General features: G+C 71.5%; 20 protein-coding genes. 3 read left to right on the top strand and 17 right to left on the bottom strand.

Features of this window, described 5'->3' with window-relative positions; translation table 11 throughout:
• Positions 1–37 precede the first annotated feature (37 nt).
• Positions 38–841, bottom strand: a complete 804-nt coding sequence (locus tag J2X46_RS19310) for a hypothetical protein (RefSeq protein ID WP_310253438.1) — start codon at positions 839–841, stop codon at positions 38–40.
• A gap of 227 nt (positions 842–1068) precedes the next feature.
• Here J2X46_RS19310 and J2X46_RS19305 point away from each other — a divergent pair, with 227 nt between their 5' ends.
• Entirely contained in the window at positions 1069–1950 is an 882-nt protein-coding gene (locus tag J2X46_RS19305) for an A/G-specific adenine glycosylase (RefSeq protein WP_310253437.1), read from the top strand.
• A 199-nt stretch (positions 1951–2149) separates the two neighbouring features.
• Here J2X46_RS19305 and J2X46_RS19300 read toward each other — a convergent pair whose 3' ends face one another.
• From J2X46_RS19300 to J2X46_RS19255, 10 genes are all read right to left on the bottom strand, one after another.
• Complete coding sequence (locus tag J2X46_RS19300) at positions 2150–4747, bottom strand: ATP-dependent Clp protease ATP-binding subunit (RefSeq protein ID WP_310253436.1); 2598 nt, start codon at positions 4745–4747, stop codon at positions 2150–2152.
• 249 nt (positions 4748–4996) lie between these two features.
• Entirely contained in the window at positions 4997–5320 is a 324-nt protein-coding gene (locus J2X46_RS19295; RefSeq protein ID WP_310253434.1) for an Lsr2 family protein, read from the bottom strand.
• Between the two features lie 108 nt (positions 5321–5428).
• Positions 5429–6202, bottom strand: a complete 774-nt coding sequence (locus J2X46_RS19290; RefSeq protein ID WP_310253432.1) for a type III pantothenate kinase — start codon at positions 6200–6202, stop codon at positions 5429–5431.
• Positions 6199–7107, bottom strand: a complete 909-nt coding sequence (gene nadC, locus J2X46_RS19285; protein WP_310253430.1) for a carboxylating nicotinate-nucleotide diphosphorylase — start codon at positions 7105–7107, stop codon at positions 6199–6201. Before nadC ends, J2X46_RS19290 begins: the two co-directional genes overlap by 4 nt.
• The gene (locus J2X46_RS19280; protein WP_310253428.1) at positions 7104–8837 is read right to left on the bottom strand and encodes an L-aspartate oxidase; all 1734 of its coding nucleotides are present in this window, start codon (positions 8835–8837) and stop codon (positions 7104–7106) included. The genes nadC and J2X46_RS19280 overlap by 4 nt, the downstream gene beginning before the upstream one ends.
• A 9-nt stretch (positions 8838–8846) precedes the next feature.
• Positions 8847–9263 (bottom strand): aspartate 1-decarboxylase, encoded by a 417-nt coding sequence (panD, locus tag J2X46_RS19275; RefSeq protein ID WP_310253427.1) that lies wholly within the window; start codon positions 9261–9263, stop codon positions 8847–8849.
• A 12-nt stretch (positions 9264–9275) separates the two neighbouring features.
• Complete coding sequence (gene panC / locus J2X46_RS19270) at positions 9276–10193, bottom strand: pantoate--beta-alanine ligase (RefSeq protein WP_310253425.1); 918 nt, start codon at positions 10191–10193, stop codon at positions 9276–9278.
• A complete protein-coding gene (locus J2X46_RS19265; protein ID WP_310253424.1) occupies positions 10190–11098 on the bottom strand; it encodes a DUF2520 domain-containing protein in 909 nt (302 codons plus the stop codon). Before J2X46_RS19265 ends, panC begins: the two co-directional genes overlap by 4 nt.
• A 146-nt stretch (positions 11099–11244) precedes the next feature.
• Positions 11245–12195 (bottom strand): glycosyltransferase, encoded by a 951-nt coding sequence (locus J2X46_RS19260; RefSeq protein ID WP_310253422.1) that lies wholly within the window; start codon positions 12193–12195, stop codon positions 11245–11247.
• Positions 12192–13286: a sulfotransferase family protein gene (locus J2X46_RS19255; RefSeq protein WP_310253420.1), complete on the bottom strand. Its 1095-nt coding sequence runs from the start codon at positions 13284–13286 to the stop codon at positions 12192–12194. Before J2X46_RS19255 ends, J2X46_RS19260 begins: the two co-directional genes overlap by 4 nt.
• A gap of 35 nt (positions 13287–13321) precedes the next feature.
• Here J2X46_RS19255 and J2X46_RS19250 point away from each other — a divergent pair, with 35 nt between their 5' ends.
• Complete coding sequence (locus J2X46_RS19250) at positions 13322–14455, top strand: glycosyltransferase family 2 protein (RefSeq protein WP_310253418.1); 1134 nt, start codon at positions 13322–13324, stop codon at positions 14453–14455.
• A 130-nt stretch (positions 14456–14585) separates the two neighbouring features.
• Here the strand turns inward: J2X46_RS19250 and J2X46_RS19245 are convergent, their stop codons facing one another.
• Genes J2X46_RS19245 through J2X46_RS19235 form a run of 3 tightly spaced genes read right to left on the bottom strand, consistent with a single transcriptional unit; the run spans position 14586 to position 17049 of the window.
• Positions 14586–15536 (bottom strand): ABC transporter substrate-binding protein, encoded by a 951-nt coding sequence (locus J2X46_RS19245; protein ID WP_310253416.1) that lies wholly within the window; start codon positions 15534–15536, stop codon positions 14586–14588.
• Positions 15537–15589: 53 nt separating this feature from the next.
• The gene (locus J2X46_RS19240) at positions 15590–16354 is read right to left on the bottom strand and encodes an ABC transporter permease (protein WP_310253415.1); all 765 of its coding nucleotides are present in this window, start codon (positions 16352–16354) and stop codon (positions 15590–15592) included.
• Positions 16351–17049 (bottom strand): ABC transporter permease, encoded by a 699-nt coding sequence (locus J2X46_RS19235; protein WP_310253413.1) that lies wholly within the window; start codon positions 17047–17049, stop codon positions 16351–16353. Before J2X46_RS19235 ends, J2X46_RS19240 begins: the two co-directional genes overlap by 4 nt.
• A 4-nt stretch (positions 17050–17053) precedes the next feature.
• Here J2X46_RS19235 and J2X46_RS19230 point away from each other — a divergent pair, with 4 nt between their 5' ends.
• Positions 17054–18037: an ATP-binding cassette domain-containing protein gene (locus J2X46_RS19230; protein WP_310253411.1), complete on the top strand. Its 984-nt coding sequence runs from the start codon at positions 17054–17056 to the stop codon at positions 18035–18037.
• A gap of 108 nt (positions 18038–18145) precedes the next feature.
• On the opposite strand, the gene J2X46_RS19225 is transcribed toward J2X46_RS19230, so the two are convergent.
• The 3 genes from J2X46_RS19225 to J2X46_RS19215 all read right to left on the bottom strand — a co-directional run bounded on the left by J2X46_RS19225 (position 18146) and on the right by J2X46_RS19215 (position 20505).
• Complete coding sequence (locus tag J2X46_RS19225) at positions 18146–19228, bottom strand: GNAT family N-acetyltransferase (protein ID WP_310253410.1); 1083 nt, start codon at positions 19226–19228, stop codon at positions 18146–18148.
• A 178-nt stretch (positions 19229–19406) separates the two neighbouring features.
• Positions 19407–20003: a hypothetical protein gene (locus J2X46_RS19220; protein WP_310253409.1), complete on the bottom strand. Its 597-nt coding sequence runs from the start codon at positions 20001–20003 to the stop codon at positions 19407–19409.
• Between the two features lie 10 nt (positions 20004–20013).
• Positions 20014–20505, bottom strand: coding sequence for a DUF3180 domain-containing protein (locus tag J2X46_RS19215; protein ID WP_310253408.1), 492 nt, complete (start codon positions 20503–20505; stop codon positions 20014–20016).
• Positions 20506–20511 lie beyond the last annotated feature (6 nt).

The raw sequence follows: 20511 nt of genomic DNA, 5'->3' as shown, positions 1-20511 counted from the left end.
CCGACGTACGCCGAGTCGGCGCAAACTTTGCGCCGAGTCAGCCCTCGCCGTTGCCCGTCCCGTCCTCGCCGGGGGTGTGGGTGGTGTCGCCGTTCTTGCCCTTCTTGCCACCCTGCTGCGGGTCGGCGGTCTTGGTGATCACCCCGGGCTGGGGGGCGACCAGCTCGAACTGCACGTCGGTCCCGTCGCCGCCGAGGGCGGCCGCCTCGACGTGGTAGAACCCCAGCTTCGCCCACTCCGTACGACCCGAGCAGGTCTCGTCCGAGCGCTTGGCGTCCTTCCAGGTGACGATGACCGGGGTGTCGACCGCCTGGCGGACCACCACGTCCTGGACCGGGATCGCGGCGGGGCACTCGCGGGTGCTCCAGATGAAGTCGCTGCCGCTGGTGATCGTCAGGGTGAGCGTCTGCGGGGACACCTGCCAGGTGCACGCCTCGCTGACGACGGTGCGCAGGTTGATCGTGATCGGTACGTCGACCCCGCCGGCGGCCGAGGTGATGGCCGGGGTCGCGACGATGTCGGAGTCGGTGCACGGCCCGCTGGGTTCGGCCAGGACGGGCGCGGGAGGCGTCGTCTCCTGGTTCCTGCGCTTGCCCTTCTTGCCCTTCTTCCCGGTCGCGCCGGGGTCGGCCGTCGGGCCGGCGACCGGTGCGTCGGACGTCTCGATCGCGGCGCCGGCCTGCGTGGCGGTGCCCTCATCGGCGTCCTTGCCGTCGGACGAGCCGCCGAGCACCCGCGCGAGCACGAAGACCAGCAGGAGCGGCACGGCGAGCACGACGAGGCGCCGGATCCAGTAGACCCGGGCCGGCAGCGGCCCCCGCGGTCGCACTGTCGTCGCCATGGGCTCAGGGTAGGGAGCCGACGGCCCGTCTCCGCGGAGGCGCACCGGCTCACCTGGGAACCCACTGAGCAATAGCGCCGTCGCGAGCGTCGTGAGGCGAGTGCGCTGGCAAGCCAGGTGCGCGAAGGCAGGCTGGGTGCCTTTCGAGCGCTCCTGGGGCCGCCAGCGTGCCGCATCACGGCGCGCAGCAGGCGGGATTGCTCAGTGGGTCCCTAGGATCGCCGACGATGGACGCCCCCTCGACCCGTGCGCTGCACGACGCCGTGCTCGACTGGTACGACGACCACGCCCGCGAGCTGCCCTGGCGCGGCGTCGGCGCGTCCCCGTGGTCGGTGATGGTCAGCGAGTTCATGCTCCAGCAGACGCCCGTCGCCCGGGTGCTGCCGATGCACGCCGCCTGGCTCGAGCGCTGGCCGTCGCCGGCCGACCTCGCCGCCGACTCCACGGGCGAGGCAGTGCGGATGTGGGGCCGCCTCGGCTACCCGCGCCGAGCCCTGCGCCTCCACGCCGCGGCAGTCGCGATCGTGGAGCGCCACGACGGCGAGGTCCCGGCGTCGTACGACGACCTCCTGGCGCTGCCCGGCGTGGGTGACTACACCGCCTCGGCCATCGCCAGCTTCGCCTTCGGCCAGCGCCACGTGGTGCTGGACACCAACGTCCGGCGGGTGTTCACCCGCGCCGTGGCGGGCGAGGAGTTCCCCGCGGCCGCGGTGACCCGCGCCGAACGTGACCTCGCCACCTCGCTCCTCCCCGACGACGAGGCCACCGCCGCGACCTGGGCGGTGGCGACGATGGAGCTCGGCGCGCTCGTCTGCACGGCCCGCCAGCCGTCCTGCGAGGCGTGCCCGGTCGCGACGCTCTGCGCGTGGCGCGGCGCCGGCTTCCCGGCGTACGACGGCCCGCCCCGCCGCGGGCAGGCCTGGGCCGGCACCGACCGGCAGTGCCGCGGTCGGATCATGGCTCTGGCCCGCGACCTCGACGTGGTCACCGACACCCAGGTCGAGGCGGCGTGGCCGCAGGCCGAGCAGCGCGAGCGCTGCCTCGAAGGCCTCGTCGCCGACGGCCTGCTGACGCAGGTCGGCGCTGGCCGCTGGTCCCTCCCCACCTGACCGAGTCGGCTCATCTGCACACCCAGAGAAGATCCAGTCGGCTCATCTGCACACCCAGAGAAGACCCAGTCGGCGCATCCGCACACGTCCGCCGTGCAGATGAGCCGACTCGACGCCCGTAGCGCGTGCAGATGCGCCGACTCAGACGCAGATCACCCCCGGGGCGCTGGGCGCTCCGGGGGTGATCAGGTGAAGCAGGTCAGGCTTCGTTGGACTTCGGCACGTCCGTCGGGCCGGCGGTGTCGTCCGGGCCCTCGAGGTTGCCCTCGTCGTCACGCTGCGGCTCGATCGCCAGGTCGGCGGTCTCGAACGGCGGCATGTCGGGCACGGCCGAGTTCTTCTGGCCCTTGAAGGTGAACTTCGCCTCCGGGCCCTGGCCCTCGACGTCCACCAGCACGATCTGGCCGGGGCCGACCTCACCGAAGAGCATCTTCTCGGCGAGCACGTCCTCGATCTCGCGCTGCACCGTGCGGCGCAGCGGCCGGGCACCGAGGACCGGGTCGAAGCCCCGCTCGGCCAGCAGCGCCTTGGCGTCCTGGGTGAGCTCGAGCGACATGTCGCGGTCCTTCATGCGCAGCTCGACGGCGGAGATCATGTTGTCGACCATCGCCACGATCTGCTCCTGCGACAGCGGCGGGAACACGACGATCTCGTCGACACGGTTGAGGAACTCGGGGCGGAAGTGCTGCTTGAGCTCCTCCGACACCTTGCTCTTCATCCGCTCGTAGGAGCCCGCGGCGTCGGCGCTCTGGCCGAAACCGAGGTTGACGCTCTTGGAGATGTCACGCGTGCCGAGGTTCGTGGTCATGATGATCACGGTGTTCTTGAAGTCGACCACGCGACCCTGGGAATCGGTCAGGCGACCCTCTTCGAGAATCTGCAGCAGGCTGTTGAAGATGTCGGGGTGAGCCTTTTCGACCTCGTCGAAGAGCACCACCGAGAACGGCTTGCGGCGCACCTTCTCGGTGAGCTGGCCGCCCTCTTCGTAACCGACATATCCGGGCGGCGAACCGAACAGGCGCGACACGGTGTGCTTCTCGGAGAATTCACTCATGTCGAGCTGGATCAGCGCGTCCTCGTCACCGAAGAGGAATTCGGCGAGCGTCTTGGACAGCCAGGTCTTTCCGACGCCGGACGGGCCGGCGAAGATGAACGAACCACCGGGACGCTTGGGGTCCTTCAGACCCGCACGCGTACGACGGATCGCCCGGCTGAGCGCCTTGACGGCCTCTTCCTGGCCGATGACCCGCTTGTGGAGCTCGTCCTCCATCTTGAGCAGACGGGTGGACTCCTCCTCCGAAAGCTTCACGATCGGGATGCCCGTCGCGACGGCCAGCACCTCGGCGATGAGCTCCTCGTCGACCTCGGCGATCTCGTCGAGGTCACCGGCGCGCCACTGCTTCTCGCGCTCGGCACGGCGGGCGGTGAGCTGCTTCTCCTCGTCGCGCAGGCGGGCCGCGGCCTCGAAGTCCTGCCCGTCGATGGCGGCCTCCTTGCGCTGCCGCACGTCGCCGATCTTGTCGTCGTACTCGCGCAGGTCCGGCGGAGCGGTCATCCGGCGGATGCGCAGTCGCGAACCGGCCTCGTCGATGAGGTCGATGGCCTTGTCCGGCAGGAACCGGTCGGAGATGTAGCGGTCGGCCAGCGTGGCCGCGGAGACCAGGGCCTCGTCGGTGATGGTGACGCGGTGGTGTGCCTCGTAGCGGTCGCGGAGACCCTTGAGCATCTCGATGGTGTGCGCGATCGAGGGCTCCTGCACCTGGATCGGCTGGAAGCGGCGCTCGAGCGCGGCGTCCTTCTCGAGGTACTTGCGGTACTCGTCCAGGGTGGTGGCACCGATGGTCTGGAGCTCACCACGCGCCAGCATCGGCTTGAGGATCGACGCGGCGTCGATCGCGCCCTCGGCCGCGCCGGCGCCGACGAGGGTGTGGATCTCGTCGATGAACAGCACGATGTCGCCGCGGGTGCGGATCTCCTTGAGGACCTTCTTGAGGCGCTCCTCGAAGTCACCGCGGTAGCGCGAGCCGGCGACCAGGGCGCCGAGGTCGAGGGTGTAGATCTGCTTGTCCTTCAGCGTCTCGGGCACGTTGCCCTTGACGATGTCCTGCGCCAGGCCGGCCACGATCGTGGTCTTGCCGACGCCGGGCTCGCCGATCAGGACGGGGTTGTTCTTCGTGCGGCGCGACAGGATCTGCATCACGCGCTCGATCTCCTGCTCGCGACCGATGACCGGGTCGAGCTTGCCCTCGCGGGCGGCCTGGGTGAGGTTCTGGCCGAACTGGTCGAGGACCAGCGAGCTCGAGGGAGCCTCGCCACCGGAGCCGGAGGTCTGGGCGCCGGCCGTGGCCGACTCCTTGCCCTGGAAGCCGCTGAGCAGCTGGATGACCTGCTGGCGGACCCGGTTGAGGTCGGCGCCGAGCTTCTGCAGCACCTGGGCGGCGACGCCCTCGCCCTCGCGGATCAGGCCGAGCAGGATGTGCTCGGTGCCGATGTAGGAGTGGCCGAGCTGGAGCGCCTCGCGGAGCGAGAGCTCGAGCACCTTCTTGGCGCGCGGCGTGAACGGGATGTGGCCGGACGGGGCCTGCTGGCCCTGGCCGATGATCTCCTCCACCTGGGCGCGCACGGCCTCCAGGGAGATGTCGAGGGACTCCAGCGCCTTGGCAGCGACGCCTTCACCCTCGTGGATGAGGCCGAGCAGGATGTGCTCGGTCCCGATGTAGTTGTGGGAGAGCATGCGGGCCTCTTCCTGGGCCAGCACGACAACTCGCCGGGCTCGGTCGGTGAACCGCTCGAACATGTGCGCTCCTCTACGTCTGCGTGGTCCGCGGGTCCGGCTCAGGGCCGGGGTGCGAACACTGGGCTCAACGCCCGACATCAGCCTACGTGTTCCCGCCCCATGCACGAGAGCGTCCGCTATCAGCGAACGAAATCGCTGCCCCCGAAATCACACGTGTCCGGGATGTCGCCCCTGCGGCAGGCTGCCGAGGGCGACGTCCCGGACACGTGTAGCGGTGCCTGAGGTGGTGCCTGGAGGTGATGTCGTACGTCAGTGGGCGGCGTCGTAGGCCTGCTGCACGTCGGCGGAGATGCGGCCGCGCTCGGAGACCTCCATGCCCTGCGCCTTGGCCCACTCGCGGACGTCCTTGGTGTTGGACGAGGAGCTGCTCGCGGCCTTGCGACCGCGCCGCGACGCGCCCGTGACCTTGCGGGCGTGGCCGACGTAGCCGCTGAGCGCCTCGCGAAGAGCCGACGCATTCGCATCGTTGAGGTCGATCTCGTAGTTGCTGCCGTCGAGACCGAAGGACACCGTCTCGGTGGCCTCGGTTCCGTCGAGGTCGTCCACGAGAACGATGTTGACCTTCTGTGCCATTTCGAATTCCTTTGCTTTCGCATTCAGGGGTAAATGCAGTGTGGCAGCAAAGAGTGCCGAGCACAAAGAAGTCGCCAATGCCGGTCAGGAACGTCCTGACGATTCAATTCAGGAATTGCGCTCGAATACGAGGCGGAGACCCTGGAGCGTCAGCCACGGGGAATGCACGGTGAAACAAGCGCAATCATCGACGAGAAGAGCCGCGAGATGTCCCGTCGAAATGACGGTGACGTCCTCGGTCGGCACGCCGAGCTCGGCGATCATCCGCGCCACGAGTCCCTCGACCTGGGCGGCGACGCCGAACACCATGCCGCTCTGCAGCGCCTCGACGGTGTTCTTGGCGATCACCGAGCGCGGGCGCGCCAGCTCGACCTTGCGCAGCTGGGCGCCGCGGCGGCCGAGCGCCTCGAGGGAGATCTCGATGCCCGGCGAGATCGCGCCGCCGACGTACTGGCCCTTGGCGTTGACCACGTCGAACGTCGTCGCGGTGCCGAAGTCGACCACGATCGCCGGACCGCCGCCGTGCAGCGTCGCGGCGGCCAGCGAGTTCACGATCCGGTCGGAGCCGACCTCGCGCGGGTTGTCCATCAGAACGGAGATGCCGGTCTTCACGCCGGGTTCGACGACGATCGCGGTGACCTCGCCGAAGTGGCGGTCGAGCATCTCGCGCCACTCGTGCAGCACGGCCGGGACGGTCGCGCATACCGCGATGCCGTCGACGTCGTCGAGGCGGTCGGCCAGCAGGCCGCGGATCAGCACCGACCACTCGTCGGCCGTGCGGCGCTCGTCGGTGTTGACCCGCCAGTGGGCGGTGACCTCGTCGCCGTCGAGCAGGCCGAGGAACGTGTGGCTGTTGCCGATGTCGGCGCAGAGGAGCGTCATGGCTGCTCCACGAGATCCATGCCGAGGTCGAAGACGGTCACGGAGTGGGTGAGCGCGCCGACCGAGACGAAGTCGACACCGGTGGCGCCGATGCGCGTGGCACGCTCGAGGGTGATCCCGCCGCTGGCCTCGAGCGGCACCCGCCCAGCCGTACGACGGACGGCATCGGCCATCAGCTCGTCGGACATGTTGTCGAGCAGGATCCGCTCCGGCGGCTCGGGCAGCGCGAGCAGGTCGTCGAGCTGGTCGAGCGTCGTCACCTCGACCTCGACCGGCAGGCCCGGGTGGCGGCCGCGGATGGCGTCGAGCGCCGGCAGCACTCCCCCGGCGGCAATCACGTGGTTGTCCTTGATCATCGCCATGTCCTGGAGGCTGGAGCGGTGGTTGACGCCGCCGCCGCAGCGGACGGCGTACTTCTGCAGGGCGCGCAGGCCGGGCAGCGTCTTGCGCGTGTCGAGGACGCGGGTGGGCGAGCCGGCCAGCGCGTCGACCCAGTGCGCCGTCGCGGTCGCGACGCCCGAGAGGTGCGAGGCGAGGTTGAGCGCCGTGCGCTCGGCGACCAGCATCCGCTGGGTCAGGCCGGTGATCCGCATGACGACGTCGCCCTTCGCGACACGGGTGCCGTCGGGCACGCGGTCGGTGATCGTGGCGTCGGCGCCGAGCATGAAGAAGGCGACCGCGCCGACGCCGAGGCCGGCGACCACACCGGGCTCGCGCGCGGCGAACACTGCCTCGCCACGGGCGTCGGGCGAGATGGTCGACGAGCTCGTCGGGTCGTCCGTCGCGAGGTCCGGCAGGTCCTCGCGGACGGCGCGCGCGACCAGGTCCCAGATGTGGTCGGGGTCGAGTTCGGCCGCGGTCAGCTCGTCCCGGAGCTCGAGGGGTACGTCGTCGAGGCTCGTCATGCGTGCACGCCTGTCGTCGAGGGGTCGGTCGACGGCGCATGGGTCCACTCGACCCGGATGGCGCCGTCGTCGAGCCAGGAGTCGATGTGCCCGGCCTTCGTGTCGTCGCGGTCGGGGAAGTCCTCGCGCCAGTGGGAGCCGCGGGTCTCGGTGCGCAGGGCGGCGGCCTCGGCGAGGGCGGTGCTGATCGCGAGCAGGTTGGTGGTCTCCCACGCAGCGGGCTCGACCTCGGGCGTGCCCGGGTCGAGCGTGGCGAGGAGGGCGAGCGCCTCGGCGAGCCCGTCGGCCTGCCGCAGCACGCCGACGCGGGAGGTCATCACGTCCTGCATCGACCGGCGCCGCTGGCCGTCGACGAGACCCTCGGGACGGTCGTCGGGGGCGGGCTCGGCCCAGTCGCGCAGCTCGCCCGGCAGCACCTCGGCGATCCGGCGGGAGAACACCAGGCCCTCGAGCAGGGAGTTGGACGCGAGCCGGTTGGCGCCGTGGACGCCGGAGCAGGCGACCTCGCCGGTGGCGTACAGGCCGGGGACGCTCGTGCGGCCCCACAGGTCGGTCGCGACGCCGCCGGAGGCGTAGTGCTGCGCGGGCGCGACCGGGATCAGGTCGGTGACCGGGTCGACGCCGTGCTCGCGGCAGACGCCGAGGATGGTCGGGAAGCGGCGCTCCCAGAATCTCGATACGGCGGCTCGTTCCTCACCGCCTACTCGATCACCGTCGTGGCTCGCTCCGCTCGCGCCCAGCCCGAGGTGGCGGGCGTCGAGCCACATGTGCGGCTGGCCGGTCTCGATCATCCGGCGGGTGATCGCCTTGGCGACCACGTCGCGCGGGGCGAGGTCGGCGAGCTCGTGCTGCCCCTGCATGAAGCGCTGGCCCTCGAAGTCGACGAGGAAGGCGCCCTCGCCGCGGACCGCCTCGGAGATCAGCGGCTGCTGGCCCTGCGAGTCGGGCCCGAGCCACATCACGGTCGGGTGGAACTGGACGAACTCGAGGTCGCGCAGCCGGGCGCCCGCGCGCAGGGCGACCGCCATGCCGTCGCCGGTGGAGACCGACGGGTTGGTGGACTGGCTGAACACCTGGCCGAGCCCGCCGGAGGCGAGCACCACCGCGCGGCAGTGGACCGCGCCGACGCCGTCGCGCTGGCCCTCGCCGAGCACGTGGACGGTCAGCCCGGCGACGCCGCCGTCGGCGGCGCGCAGCAGGTCGACGGCGAGCGCGTGCTGGATGACCTCGATCTCCGGCGCCCGCTCGACGGCGGCGATCAGGGCGCGCTGGATCTCCGCACCGGTCGCGTCGCCGCCGGCGTGCGCGATGCGGTCGCGGTGGTGGCCGCCCTCGCGGGTCAGCGACAGCTCGCCGTCAGGGTGGTGATCGAACTGGGTGCCGAGGGCGATCAGCTCGCGCACGGCCTCGGGCCCCTCGGTCACCAGGACCCGGACGGCCTCGACGTCGCACGCACCCGCTCCGGCGACGAGGGTGTCGCGCTCGTGCTGCTCGGGAGTGTCACCGGGCCCGAGGGCGGCGGCGATGCCGCCCTGCGCCCACTGGGTCGAGCCCGCGGCGAGCACGTCCTTGGTGACGACGGTGAGGTGCAGCGTCGGGTCGGCGGCGTGGATCCGCAGGGCTGCGGTGAGCCCGGCGATGCCGGAGCCGACCACGACGACGTCGGCACGGGTGGTCCATCCGGGCGCCGGCGCGCGCAGGCGCGCCGGGACCGGCCGGTGGGAGGTCATTCGCGCAGGTTATCGAGTGATCAGGTCGCCGCGGCTCAGCGACTTGTCGCCGAACGTCTCGGCGGGGTCGAAGCCGGTGGCCAGGATCTTGTTGTCGTTGTCGACGAACACCACGTGCGGCTGGTGCTCCTTGGCCTCCGCGGTCTCCATCTGGCCGTAGCCGATGAGGATCACCGTGTCGCCGGGGTGCACCAGGCGGGCGGCAGCGCCGTTGATCCCGATGACGCCCGAGCCGCGCTCGCCGGCGATGGTGTACGTCTCGAGGCGGGCGCCGTTGGTCACGTCGACGATGTGGACGAGCTCGCCGGCCAGCAGGTCCGCGGCGTCGAGGAGGTCCTCGTCGACGGTCACCGAACCGACGTAGTGGAGATCGGCCTGGGTCACGGTGGCCCGGTGGATCTTGGACTTCATCATCGTGCGCAGCATCAGCTGTTCCCTTCAGGTGGTGGTCGAGGCCGCGGTCGCGGTCCCCGCCGGGGCGACGATCCGGTCGAAGTGGATCGCCATGTTGTCGATGAGCCTCGTCGTGCCGACCTTCGCCGCGACGAGGATGCGCCCCTCGCCGACCTCGGGGGCGTCGCCCAGGTCGGTCGAGGTGAGGGCGAGGTAGTCGAGCTCGATGCCCGGCTCGTCCTTGAGGACCGCCATGGCAGCCCACCGCGCAGCAGGTACGCCGTACGGGGCGCGCTCCTGGGCGGCCCGCAGCGCGCGGCTGAGGGCCAGCGCGGCGCGACGCTGCTCGGGGTCGAGGTAGCGGTTGCGGCTGGAGAGCGCGAGCCCGTCGGCCTCGCGGACGGTCTCAGCGCCGACGACGTCGATGCCCATGCAGAGGTCGCGCACCATCCGGCGGATCAGGGCGAGCTGTTGGTAGTCCTTCTGGCCGAAGACCGCGACGTCGGGCCGCACCAGGCCGAACAGCTTGGCCACGACAGTGAGCACGCCGTCGAAGTGCCCGGGCCGCGACTCACCGTCGAGGATCGTGGCGAGGACGCCCGGCGCGACCGTCACGCCGTCGTGGACGGAGTCGTGGCTGAAGCCGCCGGGGTACATCTCCTCCACGCTCGGCGCGAAGACGATGTCGACGCCCTCGGCCGCGCAGACCTCGAGGTCGGCGTCGAGGGTGCGCGGATAGCGGTCGAGGTCTTCCGTCGGCCCGAACTGCATCGGGTTCACGAAGATGCTCACCACCACGGGGCCGGAGGTCGCCTGCCGGGCCACGCGCATCAGGCTGGCGTGGCCGTCGTGCAGCGCGCCCATGGTGGGCACGAACGCGACCCGCTCACCGGCGCGACGGGCCTCGGCGAGCAGGGCGACGAGCTCCTCGCGAGTGCTCGCGAGGACGGGGCTCGGGGTCATCGAGGCTGCCGGTGGAGGATCGCGGACGCCTCGGCGTCGGCGAGGACGCGGAGCATCTTGGTGGCGCGGATCGGCAGCAGCCGGCCGTCGGTGACGGCGCGGTCGAGCGTGGCGCGCGCCATGGCGACGTACGACGACAGCGTCTGCGGCGCGTTGGCCGCGAGGTCGGTGACGTGGGCGCGGACCGTCTCGACGTCGCCGCGCACGATCGGGCCGGTCAGCGCGGCGTCGCCGTGCTCGAGAGCGTTGTCGAGGGCGGCGGTCAGGAGCGGGCGCAGGGTGGCGGCCGGGTCGGCGGCACCGGCGGCGGAAAGGATCTCCATCGCCTCGGTGATGAGGGTGACGAGGTGGTTGGCGCCGTGCGCGAGACCGGCGTGGTACATCGTGCGGCGGTCCTCGGGCACCCACATCGCGCGGCCGCCCAGGTCGGCGACGAGGGCCTCGGCGAGCTCGCGGTCATCGTCGTCGGCCGTGACGCCGAAGACGCAGCCGGCCAGGCGCGGCAGGTCGACCTCGGTGCCGGTGAAGGTCATGGCGGGGTGCATCGCGATCGTGCGGGCGCCGACCTCGCGGGCGGGCTCGAGCACGGCGAGGCCGTGGCGGCCGCTGGTGTGCACGACGACCATGCCCTCACGGATCGCGCCGCTGTGGCTGAGCACGGTGACGACGTTGGACAGCATGTCGTCGGGGACGGTGAGGAGCAGCAGCTCGCTCGCCCGCGCGACGTCGGTTGGCTTGGCGACCCGGACCCCCGGCAGCAGCGCGTCGATGCGCCGGCGCGAGGCGTCGGACTCACCGGCGGTGGCGACGATCTCGTGGCCTGCGGTGCGGAGCGCGGCGGCGAGGACGGCGCCGACACGGCCGGCTCCGATCACGCCCACGCGGAAGGTGGGGTCGTACGTCATGGTGTGACCTCTTCGTTTCAGTCCCTCGCGGGTACCGATCTACTGCGATCAACATCGAGCCTACGCCCGCGGATTCCGCGGTGGGAACCGATCGGGCACGTGACGAGTGCCACCCGATTCCCTACCGGCCGGTAACCATCCGGCCTTTAGGCGCGCAGGTGCAGCTTGGCGTGGTCGGGGTCGTCGACGACGAACGGCCGGGGCGCGCGCGGCAGCCAGGTGTGGGTCACGTGGTCGACCACGTGGACGCCCTCGGGCGACTCGATCTCGACGACGCCCTCGGGCACCTCGCCGTCGTGGAGCGCGTTCCAGACCAGCCACTCGCGACGCTTGCGCCGGTTGCGGATCGACGTCGCGAACGACTCGGGGTTGGTCCAGTGGGCGAACTCGTCGCCGTCGAGCCACTTGAGCTCGACGCACAGCCCCTGCGGCAGGGCGAACATCTCGATCCGGTCGGGCGTCGTGCGGATCTCCCACTCCGGCGCCTTCGTGTAGACGTAGTCGGGGCTCATCGGGAAGCCCCACTCCTCGATGTTGCGCAGGCCCAGGTCGAGGTACGCCTTGCGGTCCGACTCGATGTAGAGCCCGTGGCGCGGGAAGCGGATCACCGCCTCCGCCATCCCGACCTGCCACGACAGGTCGGACATGGACACCTCGCCCTCGGTGGTGAGGACCATGTCACCGTCCCACTTCCACGAGTAGCGGGTGCGGACGTGGGAGAAGCACCAGTTGTAGAAGTACGCCAGGGAGTGCACCGAGCGCTCGTTGACCGAGAGGTGCTCGGCGCCCGCGCGGGCGACCTGGAAGGGGTACTCCTTCAGGGTGAAGCGGTCCGACAGTCCGTGCTCGGCGGCGACGCGGAGCGCCTCCTCGCCGGTGCCGTCGTCGGAGCCGTTGTCGACCAGCAGCACGTGGTCGCACGCCCGGAGCAGCGGCGGCAGCACGAACCTCAGTCCGGGCGCCTCGTTCTTGACGCGCAGCACGGCCGTCGAGCCGCGGCTCAGCCCGCCGGGCTGGTTCCACGGCCAGACGATGTCGAAGTCGGTGTGGCCCTCGAGGTTGGTCAGCCCGTGGCCGGAGCCGATCGGGATCGTCACGGCTGGTCGTCCCTGCTCCGACCGAGGGCCTTGCGCATGCCGCGGCGCACCGACGGCGGGATCGCGGCACGTACGTCGTGGGGGACGCGGTCGGCGAGGGAACGCTGGCCCTCCGCCGCCTCCGCGCGGGCCCGGCGGCGAGCCTGGTGGCGCGCGTGCTCGGCGGTCGAGCGGCTGATCGCCTCGGCCTCCTCGTAGAGGTCGACGTACTCCTGGCGGAGCTGGTCGAAGGTGGCGTGGGCCTGGGTCGTGTCGCCGCCCTCGTCGGCGAGCTTGTTGAGCTCCTCCCACGTCTGGCCGGTGAGGTCGTGCAGGCGCTTGGGCAGACCGAGGTCGTCGAGGGTGGAGGTGACGCGCCGCAGGTTGGGGTCGATGAAGCGGTGCACCTCGCGGATCTGGTCGCTGCGCGTGTGGATGATCGTCTGGAGGTCGAGCGCGTGGCCCAGCGCGGTCGTGGTCTTCACCCAGTCGGTGAGGAGGTCCTCGTAGCGGACGAACACGCGGCCGCCGTCGCCCTCGGCCGGGCGGGTGGCGCGCTCGGTGTGGAGCAGCATGTTGACCCAGCTGGCGGCCAGGTGCGAGGAGCCGAGCTTGTTGGCGTAGTACTTCTGCTTCGAGCCGACGACCTCGGCCGGCGGGCGGAGCATGGTCGCGAAGACCGGCGTGGCGCCGGTGCGGATCGCGGCGACGCGCCACAGGCCGAGGAACCAGCTCAGCCGCGGGTCCTTGATGACCAGCTCGGGGTGCTCGGCGAAGTGCGGCTCGAGCCACTCGCTGACCCGGATGCGGGCGGGCTCGCGGCTGCAGATGCGGCCGGTGTCGAACCACGCGTTGGGGCGCGAGTCGCTGACCTGCACGAGCGCCTCGGCGAGCCACTCGTCGTGGACGTCGACGACCCACTGGGGCTCGCTGAAGCCGCGCGGGTTGGAGTCGTCCGGCGGGACCTCGGGCAGCGGGACGTGCATGCCCAGCTTGGAGACGATGCCGGCGAGCGTGCTGGTGCCGCTGCGTCCGGCGCCGGCGACGAAGAGGACCTTCCGCGGGACTCCGTCGGGGTTCATCTCGTCGATCGCTCTGGGCTGCTCGGTCACGGCGGGCAGCCTACCGGTGGCTAGAGTCACGGCCCGTGAGGCGTTGGCTGTCCCGGGGACCCCTGATCGGCGTGGTGATCCCTGCCTACGGCGTGGAGCGCTACCTCGACGAGTGCCTGCGCTCGCTCGTCGCCCAGCGCCACAAGCGCTGGGAGGCCGTGATCGTCGACGACGGCTCGACCGACCGCAGCGGCGAGATCGCCGACGCGTGGGCGAAGCGCGACCACCGGATCTCGGTGGTCCACCAGGCCAACGCCGGCCTCGGCGCCGCCCGCAACGCCGGCGCCGCGCACGTGCGTGGCGACTACCTCGCCTTCTTCGACTCCGACGACCTGCTGCAGCCCGGGGCCTTCGAGATGCTCGCCGGCTCCCTCGAGGAGTCGGGCTCGGACTTCGCGACGGGCTCGATCCTCCAATGGATCTCGAAGGACAACAGTGACTTCGACGGGCCGTTCCACGAGCCGCCGTGGATGAAGCGGCTGCACTACCCGCCCCTGCGGACGGCCCGGATCCAGGACCGGCCCGAGATCCTCGGCGACGTCTTCGCGTGGAACAAGCTCTTCCGCCGCTCGTGGTGGGACGCGCAGGGGCTCATTTGGCCCGAGGGCGTGCGCTACGAGGACCAGCCCACCACCACCCGCGCCTTCCTCGACGGGACCTTCGACGTGCTGTCAGAGACGACGTACGTCTGGCGGATCCGCGAGGGCTCCATCACCCAGACCCGCGCCTCGTCGGTGCCCGACCTCGCCGACCGCTGGGAGACCAAGCGGATGGCGCTGGCCTCAGTGCGCGCGCACGGCGACGCGGCGGTGGAGCAGGTCTTCGTCGACCGGGTGCTGGCCGGCGACCTGTGGCGCTACTTCCTGCTCGTCCCGGGATGTACGCCGGAGTGGTGGCGGCTGCTGCGCTCGGGCGTGCTCGAGCTCTGGGGCACCCGTCTGGTCGAGAGCGGGCTGCCGCCGGTGCACCGGCTGGCTGGCTGGCTGGTCGCCGAGGACCGCCGCGCCGACGTCACCGCGCTGATGGAGTGGGTCGCTACCCTCGACGGCCCCGCCCCCCGGGCGCAGGACGTGGCCACCGGCGCCTGGCGGCTGGCGATCCCGCCCTCCGTGCTCGACGAGACCACGGTCCCGGCCGAGGCGCTCGCGCTCCGCGACCACGAGGTCTGATCGTCGCTGCTTCACCATGGGATGTGGGCGAATGGGCACTCCCCCGGGGTCACGTGACCTGGGGAAGTGCCCATTCAGCAACGCACCATGGTGAACAGTCACCGGTGGATGGGATTTCGACGCGCCCGTCTCAGAGGAGGCCCTCGGACTCCAGGAACTCCTTGGCCACGTCTTCGGGCTTGGCCCGGTCGACGGCCATCTTGCCGTTCATCTCGGTGAGGTTCTCCGTCGTCAGCGCCGCCATCAGCGGGTTGAGGATGTCGGCGACGTCCTCGTGCTCGGCGAGGAAGTCGGCGGAGACGGCCGGCACGAGGTTCTGGGCCGGCTGGATCGCCTTGTCGTCCTCGAGCACCACGAGGCCCTGGGACTCCAGGGTGCCGTCGGTGGTCGAGGTCTCGCCGAGCTGGGACTCGCCGCTGATCACGGACTGGTAGGTCTGGTCGGAGGCGTAGCCGAGCTCGAGCACCTTGGTGACGTCGATGCCGTAGTCGTCGGAGAGGCCGCCCTCGCAGTCGAGCCGGCCCTCGCAGTCGGGGGCCGCGGCGAGCACGACGCTCTTGCCCTCGAGGTCGGACAACGTGGTCACGCCCTCGGAGTCGGAGTAGTCCTGGGTGACGAAGAAGGCGTTGGTGTCGGTGGCCGGCGAGATGTCGAGCAGCGTGATGCCCGCGTCGTCGAGCAGGCTCTTGCCGTCGTCGGCGAGCTGCTGGCCGTCACCGGCCTCGAACGGCTTGGCCTTGTCGCCGTTGGCCTGGGTGTTGAGGAAGTTGACGATGCCGCCGACGTATTCCGGGACGATGTCGACGTCACCGGGGAAGGTGGGCATGTAGGCGTCGCGCGAGTCGACGAGCTTGGTCTCGACGGTGTAGCCGGCTCCCTCGAGGAGCTGCTCGTACATCGAGGCGACGAGCGTGGCCTCGGGGAAGTTCTGGCCGGCGATGGTCAGCGACCCCTTGTCGGCGCTCCCGGAGGCGCCGGAGTCGTCGGAGGCGTTGTCGTTGGACAGGTCGTCACCGGCACAGCCGGTGAGCGCGAGGGCGCTGGCGGCGAGAACCACCGCGAGCGAGCGAACGATGTGCATGGCGTTCCTTCTGTGTCCCGCAGCGGCTGCTGCGCGTGTCCGGAGGTGCGGCGTCAGCCGACGGATTCGGCGGGCTGCTCCACCGTAGCGCCGGTCACCGACAGCGCATCCGTGTGACCACCTGAAGGGGTGCCGCGACGGGACGGGTCGACCGCCCGCTGCACCAGCGCCGCGACGAGCTCGAGGACCAGCGCGACCGCGGCGACGACCAGCGCGCCGGCGATGCCCTTGCCGTAGTTGGAGCGGAAGAAGCCGTCGGTGATGACCTGTCCGAGCCCCGGCCCGGCGACCAGCGCGGCGATCGTCGCGGTCGCCCAGACCTGCACCAGCGCGAGGCGCAGACCGGACACGACCAGCGGGAGCCCGAGCGGGAGCTCGACCCGCCAGAACTGCTGCACCCCCGTCATCCCCATCCCCCGGGCCGCCTCCCGCACCTCCGGCGCGACCTCGCGCATGGCGACGTACGAGTTGGTGATGATCGGTGGCAGCGCGAACAGGGTGAGCGCGATGAGGGTGGCGAGGCCCGCGCGGCCGTAGGGGCCGAGCTCACCGGTGCCGGGCCAGGGCGCGACGACGAGCAGCGCGAGGAGCGCGAAGGTCGGTATCGCGCGGCCGACGTTGGAGATGTTGATCGCCAGGAAGCCGCCCCGACCGAGGTGGCCGAGCCACAGCGCGACCGGGAGCCCCACGACCATCGCCATCAGCAGAGCGGTGAGGGTGAGCAGCAGCTGCTGGCCCAGGAGCGCGGCGATGCCGTCGCTGCCGGCCCAGTTGGCCCCGTCGGAGAGGTAGGCCCACATGTCGGCGAAGACCCTCATGCGCGCACTCCTCTCGTCCACGGGGTGAGGAGCCGTTGCAGCAGCACCAGCACGATGTCGAGCACCACGGCGAGGACCACGCACAGGACCGAGGCGGTGAAGAGCTCCGCGCGGAAGTTGGTGAGCACGCCGTCCTTGATCAGGTTGCCGAGCCCGCCGTAGGCCACCAGCGAGCCGACCGTCGTCAGGGCGACGGTGGAGACGGTGGCGACCCGGAGGCCGGCCATCACGACGGGCAGCGCGAGCGGAAGCTCCACCTTGAGCAGCAGCTGGCCGCGGCCGTAGCCGAGCCCCGTGGCCGACTCACGTACGTCGTCGGGCACCGAGCGCAGCCCCTCGAGCAGGCTGCGGACCAGGATCGTGAGGGCGTAGAGCGCGAGGCCGATCACCACCGTCGTCGCGCTCAGGCCGGTGAACGGCACCAGCAGCGGGAAGAGCGCGAGCGAGGGCACGGTGTAGATGCCGGTGGTGATCGCGAGGATCGCCGACTCTAGCTTCGGGAGGCGCCGGGCGAGCAGCGCGAGGGGGAAGGCGATGGCCAGGCCGAGCACGACGGAGACCACCGTGATGCCGATGTGCTGGATCGTCGCGTCGACGATCTCCTGCTGGCGGTCGGACACGTAGTCCATGCAGACCCAGTCGTTGACGAGCCTGCTGTAGCAGCTCGGGTCGTCGGCGGCTCCCAGTAAGGTCACACGCATGGACGCTACACGGAGCGGCGACTCGATGATCCGGCTCGAGGGCGTGGGCAAGACCTACCCCGACGGCACCGTGGCGGTCCACAAGCTCGACCTCGACGTCGCCCGGGGCGAGATGGTCTGCCTGGTCGGTCCGTCGGGCTGCGGCAAGTCCACGACGCTGAAGATGATCAACCGGCTGATCGAGCCGACGACCGGCCGCATCTGGCTCGACGGCCAGGACGTCACCGACGCCGACCCGGTCGAGCTGCGCCGCGGCGTCGGCTACGTCATCCAGCAGATCGGGCTCTTCCCCCACCAGCGCATCGAGCAGAACGTGATGACCGTGCCGCTGCTCTACGGCGAGTCGAAGGCGACCGCGCGCGAGCGCGCCCACGAGCTCCTGAGCACCGTCGGCCTCGAGCCGGCGCAGTACGCCAGGAAGTACCCCCACGAGCTCTCCGGCGGTCAGCGCCAGCGCGTCGGCGTGGCGCGGGCGCTGGCCGCGAACCCGCCCGTGCTGCTGATGGACGAGCCCTTCGGTGCCGTCGACCCGGTCGTGCGCCACCGGCTCCAGGACGAGTTCCGCCGGCTCCAGGACGAGCTCGGCAAGACCGTCGTGCTCGTCACCCACGACATCGACGAGGCGATCCGGATGGGCGACCGGGTGGCGGTGTTCGCCGCCGGCGGCCGCCTCGCCCAGTACGCCACCCCCGGCGAGCTGCTCGCCCACCCGGCCGACGAGCAGGTGGCCGACTTCGTCGGCGCGGGCGGCCTGCGCACCCTCACCGTGACGCGGCTGCGCGAGGAGCACCTCGAGCCGCTCGACGGCGTCGCCACCGGCGACCTCGGCTCGGCGATCGACCTCGACTCCTCGCTCGAGGAGGCGCTCGCCACGATGCTGCGCGACGACAAGCCGATGATCGGCGTGCGGCGCGGCGCCCAGTTCGTCGGCGTACTGACTCCGGCGGGGGTGCACCGCGCGCTGCGCGAGTCGCTGAAGTGATCAGCCGCGACCGTCGTGGTTTCGACGCGTCGGTCCCGGCTTCGCAAGCTCAGCCGGGCGACTTGCTCAACCTGGCCGGTTGTGCGCAGGACGCTCGTGCCTCGCGCCCTACGCGACCGTCACATCCCGGTGCCAGGACTCGGTGACGTACTTCGTGCCCCAGCCCATCGAGGTGTAGAGGCCGTCGGCGCCGGTCGGTGAGTCGGCGTCGACCTCGAGCCCGACGCGGTCGCGGCCCCGGGAGGCGGCGTCGGCGATGATCGTGCGCAGCAGGCCGGTCGCGACGCCGCGACCGCGGGCGGACTCGAGGACGCCGAGGTAGGAGACGTACGACCCGTCGGGGCCGGTCGCGGACTCGCTGACCGTGCCGACCAGGGCGCCGGCCGGCTCGGCCTCGCCCCCGTCGACGATCTCGGCGAGCCACCAGTGGTCCCAGCGGTGGCCGGGGTCCTCCCGCAGCCGGTGGATGAACTCCTGGAAGGTCTCCTCGGCGGAGTTGAAGTGGTCGGTGAACGCGCCCTCGAGCACGTCGTGCACGGCCCGGAGGTCGGCGACGTCGGGCAGGCCGTCGCCCTGCCGCTCCACCAGGCGGAAGACCACGCCCTTGCGCTCCCACCGCGACGGGTCGGGGACCAGTTCTGCCTCCGCGGCCTCGACGGAGCGGCTCATCTGCCACCAGGTGCGCACGCGGGTGAAGCCGGCGTCCTCGAGCCAGCCGTGCTGCCGGTCGTCGTCGGCGAAGGCGCCGGTGTCGATCTGCTGCTCGGCGAGGCCGCGCGCCGCGCCCACGGACCGTGCCTGTGACTCGGCCCATTCGAACAGGACATCGCTGCACCGGTCCGCGACCCGCTCGTCGATCTCGCGGTCGACGATGTGGACGAAGAGCATCCGGCCCTCGGCCCGGTCGTGCACGCTCCCCCACGCCTGGATCCGGCCCTCGGGGTCGCGGACCACGAGGTTCTCGCGCATGGCCAGGCCGTGCTCCGAGACCTCGACGAGCACGTCGTCCTCGCCCGAGCCGGCCCATCCGCGGGCCGCGCGCTCGTGGCCGCGCAGCAGCTCGGTGAGCCGCTCGACGGTCGCGGGGTCGGTCCCGTCCGGGGTGTCGGCGACCCAACCCGCGGGCAGTCCCGGGTCGTCGGGCAGTGCGTCGGCGGGGTCGCTCTCGAACCTGTTGTCCTCGGGGATCACGGGCGACCATTCTTCCGCACCCCGGTCAGCGGTGGTCCACCCACCTTTTCGTCGTACGGAATGTGGGTGGACCACCGCCCACGTCCACGACACGTACGACGCTCCAGAACGGCGGTGGCCCAGCCACATTCCCGAGGTCAGGAATGTGGCTGGGCCACCGCTCGAACCGGAGCTGGGGTCAGGCGCTCTTGTGGGCCTGGCGCGCAGCGGCGACGCGGAGCGAGTCGAGCTCGGCGCGGAGGACGTCGATCTCGGCCTCGAGCTCGGCGACCTGGACGATCGCCTCGGCAGCGCGGCCCTCGGCGTCGTCGCGGCCCCGCTCGGCGGCGTCGGCGCGACGGGCCTCCTGGCCACGCTTCAGGGTCTGCTCGGCAGCGCTCTTCTGGGCGGTCGAGAGGGCGCGCTCGAGCACGTCGATGGCGTGCTCGCGCTCCTCGATCTTGCGGCGCATGTCGGCGGCGAACACCGCCGCCTCGGCCGTACGACGCTCGGTGAGCGCGCGGTACTCCTGCGCCTGGCGAGCACGGTCCTCGGCCGCCTCGCGGCGGGCCTGCATCAGCTCGGAGTGGGTGATCCGGGTGGCGGCGGCGCCGGCCAGCACGGCCACGACCGCAGCGACAGCGGTCAGGGCGGCGGACGACGAGGCCAGGGCGCCGATCACGACCGCGGCGGCGGCGGCGAGGAGCGCGACGGCGACGACCAGGCGCGTGCTGCGCTGGCGCCGGCGAGCGGGCGTACGGGACGCCTGTGACTGCTGGGGCTGCTGGGAAGGCATGGGGCCCAGACTAGGGCCGGCGCTCGCCCCCGTCCGTGCGACACGCACGCTCCAGCGCGAGCGAGGCGAGCGTCACCACGGCCGCTCCGGCCGCCGCGACGAGGGAGCGGAGGATCCAGCGGTCGGCGGGCTCGGCATGGTCACCCAGCCAGCTGATCGCGTAGCCGACGTAGCCGGCGGCCACCAGCGCGCCGCCGAGGGCACACGCCCGTGCGAGCACGAGCCGGTTGACGGCCTGGTGCACCTCGAGCCGCTCACCGCGCACCTGCACGGTCTGCCAGGTGTGCCAGGCCAGGAAGGACATGATCGCCGCGACCAGCACGAGGGCCAGCGCCTGCGCCCACGACACCGTCGGCGCGTGGCCGGTGAGGCCGGACATCAGCGGGTGGACGCCCCACCCGCCCACGAGCCCGAGCACCACGCAGACGGTCAGCGCGCGCGCCGACGTCGGGCGCAGCGTGCCGCTCGGCTCCGGGGGCTCGTCCGGGTCGGGCTCGTTCACTCGGTG

Origin of the sequence: Nocardioides sp. BE266, from assembly GCF_031457855.1 — a bacterium.
GTDB lineage: Bacteria > Actinomycetota > Actinomycetes > Propionibacteriales > Nocardioidaceae > Nocardioides.
Note: the sequence above shows the minus strand (reverse complement) of the source record. Positions and strands in the feature narration are given on the sequence as shown.

Excerpts from the sequence above, each read along its gene's own strand:
- J2X46_RS19280 (WP_310253428.1), bottom strand. The coding sequence starts at position 8,837 with ATGACCTCCCACCGGCCGGTCCCGGCGCGCCTGCGCGCGCCGGCGCCC.
- J2X46_RS19295 (WP_310253434.1), bottom strand. The coding sequence starts at position 5,320 with ATGGCACAGAAGGTCAACATCGTTCTCGTGGACGACCTCGACGGAACC.
- J2X46_RS19265 (WP_310253424.1), bottom strand. The coding sequence starts at position 11,098 with ATGACGTACGACCCCACCTTCCGCGTGGGCGTGATCGGAGCCGGCCGT.
- J2X46_RS19290 (WP_310253432.1), bottom strand. The coding sequence starts at position 6,202 with ATGACGCTCCTCTGCGCCGACATCGGCAACAGCCACACGTTCCTCGGC.
- panC (WP_310253425.1), bottom strand. The coding sequence starts at position 10,193 with ATGACCCCGAGCCCCGTCCTCGCGAGCACTCGCGAGGAGCTCGTCGCC.
- J2X46_RS19240 (WP_310253415.1), bottom strand. The coding sequence starts at position 16,354 with ATGAGGGTCTTCGCCGACATGTGGGCCTACCTCTCCGACGGGGCCAAC.
- J2X46_RS19230 (WP_310253411.1), top strand. The coding sequence starts at position 17,054 with ATGGACGCTACACGGAGCGGCGACTCGATGATCCGGCTCGAGGGCGTG.
- panD (WP_310253427.1), bottom strand. The coding sequence starts at position 9,263 with ATGCTGCGCACGATGATGAAGTCCAAGATCCACCGGGCCACCGTGACC.
- J2X46_RS19245 (WP_310253416.1), bottom strand. The coding sequence starts at position 15,536 with ATGCACATCGTTCGCTCGCTCGCGGTGGTTCTCGCCGCCAGCGCCCTC.
- J2X46_RS19305 (WP_310253437.1), top strand. The coding sequence starts at position 1,069 with ATGGACGCCCCCTCGACCCGTGCGCTGCACGACGCCGTGCTCGACTGG.
- J2X46_RS19220 (WP_310253409.1), bottom strand. The coding sequence starts at position 20,003 with ATGCCTTCCCAGCAGCCCCAGCAGTCACAGGCGTCCCGTACGCCCGCT.
- J2X46_RS19300 (WP_310253436.1), bottom strand. The coding sequence starts at position 4,747 with ATGTTCGAGCGGTTCACCGACCGAGCCCGGCGAGTTGTCGTGCTGGCC.
- nadC (WP_310253430.1), bottom strand. The coding sequence starts at position 7,107 with ATGACGAGCCTCGACGACGTACCCCTCGAGCTCCGGGACGAGCTGACC.
- J2X46_RS19310 (WP_310253438.1), bottom strand. The coding sequence starts at position 841 with ATGGCGACGACAGTGCGACCGCGGGGGCCGCTGCCGGCCCGGGTCTAC.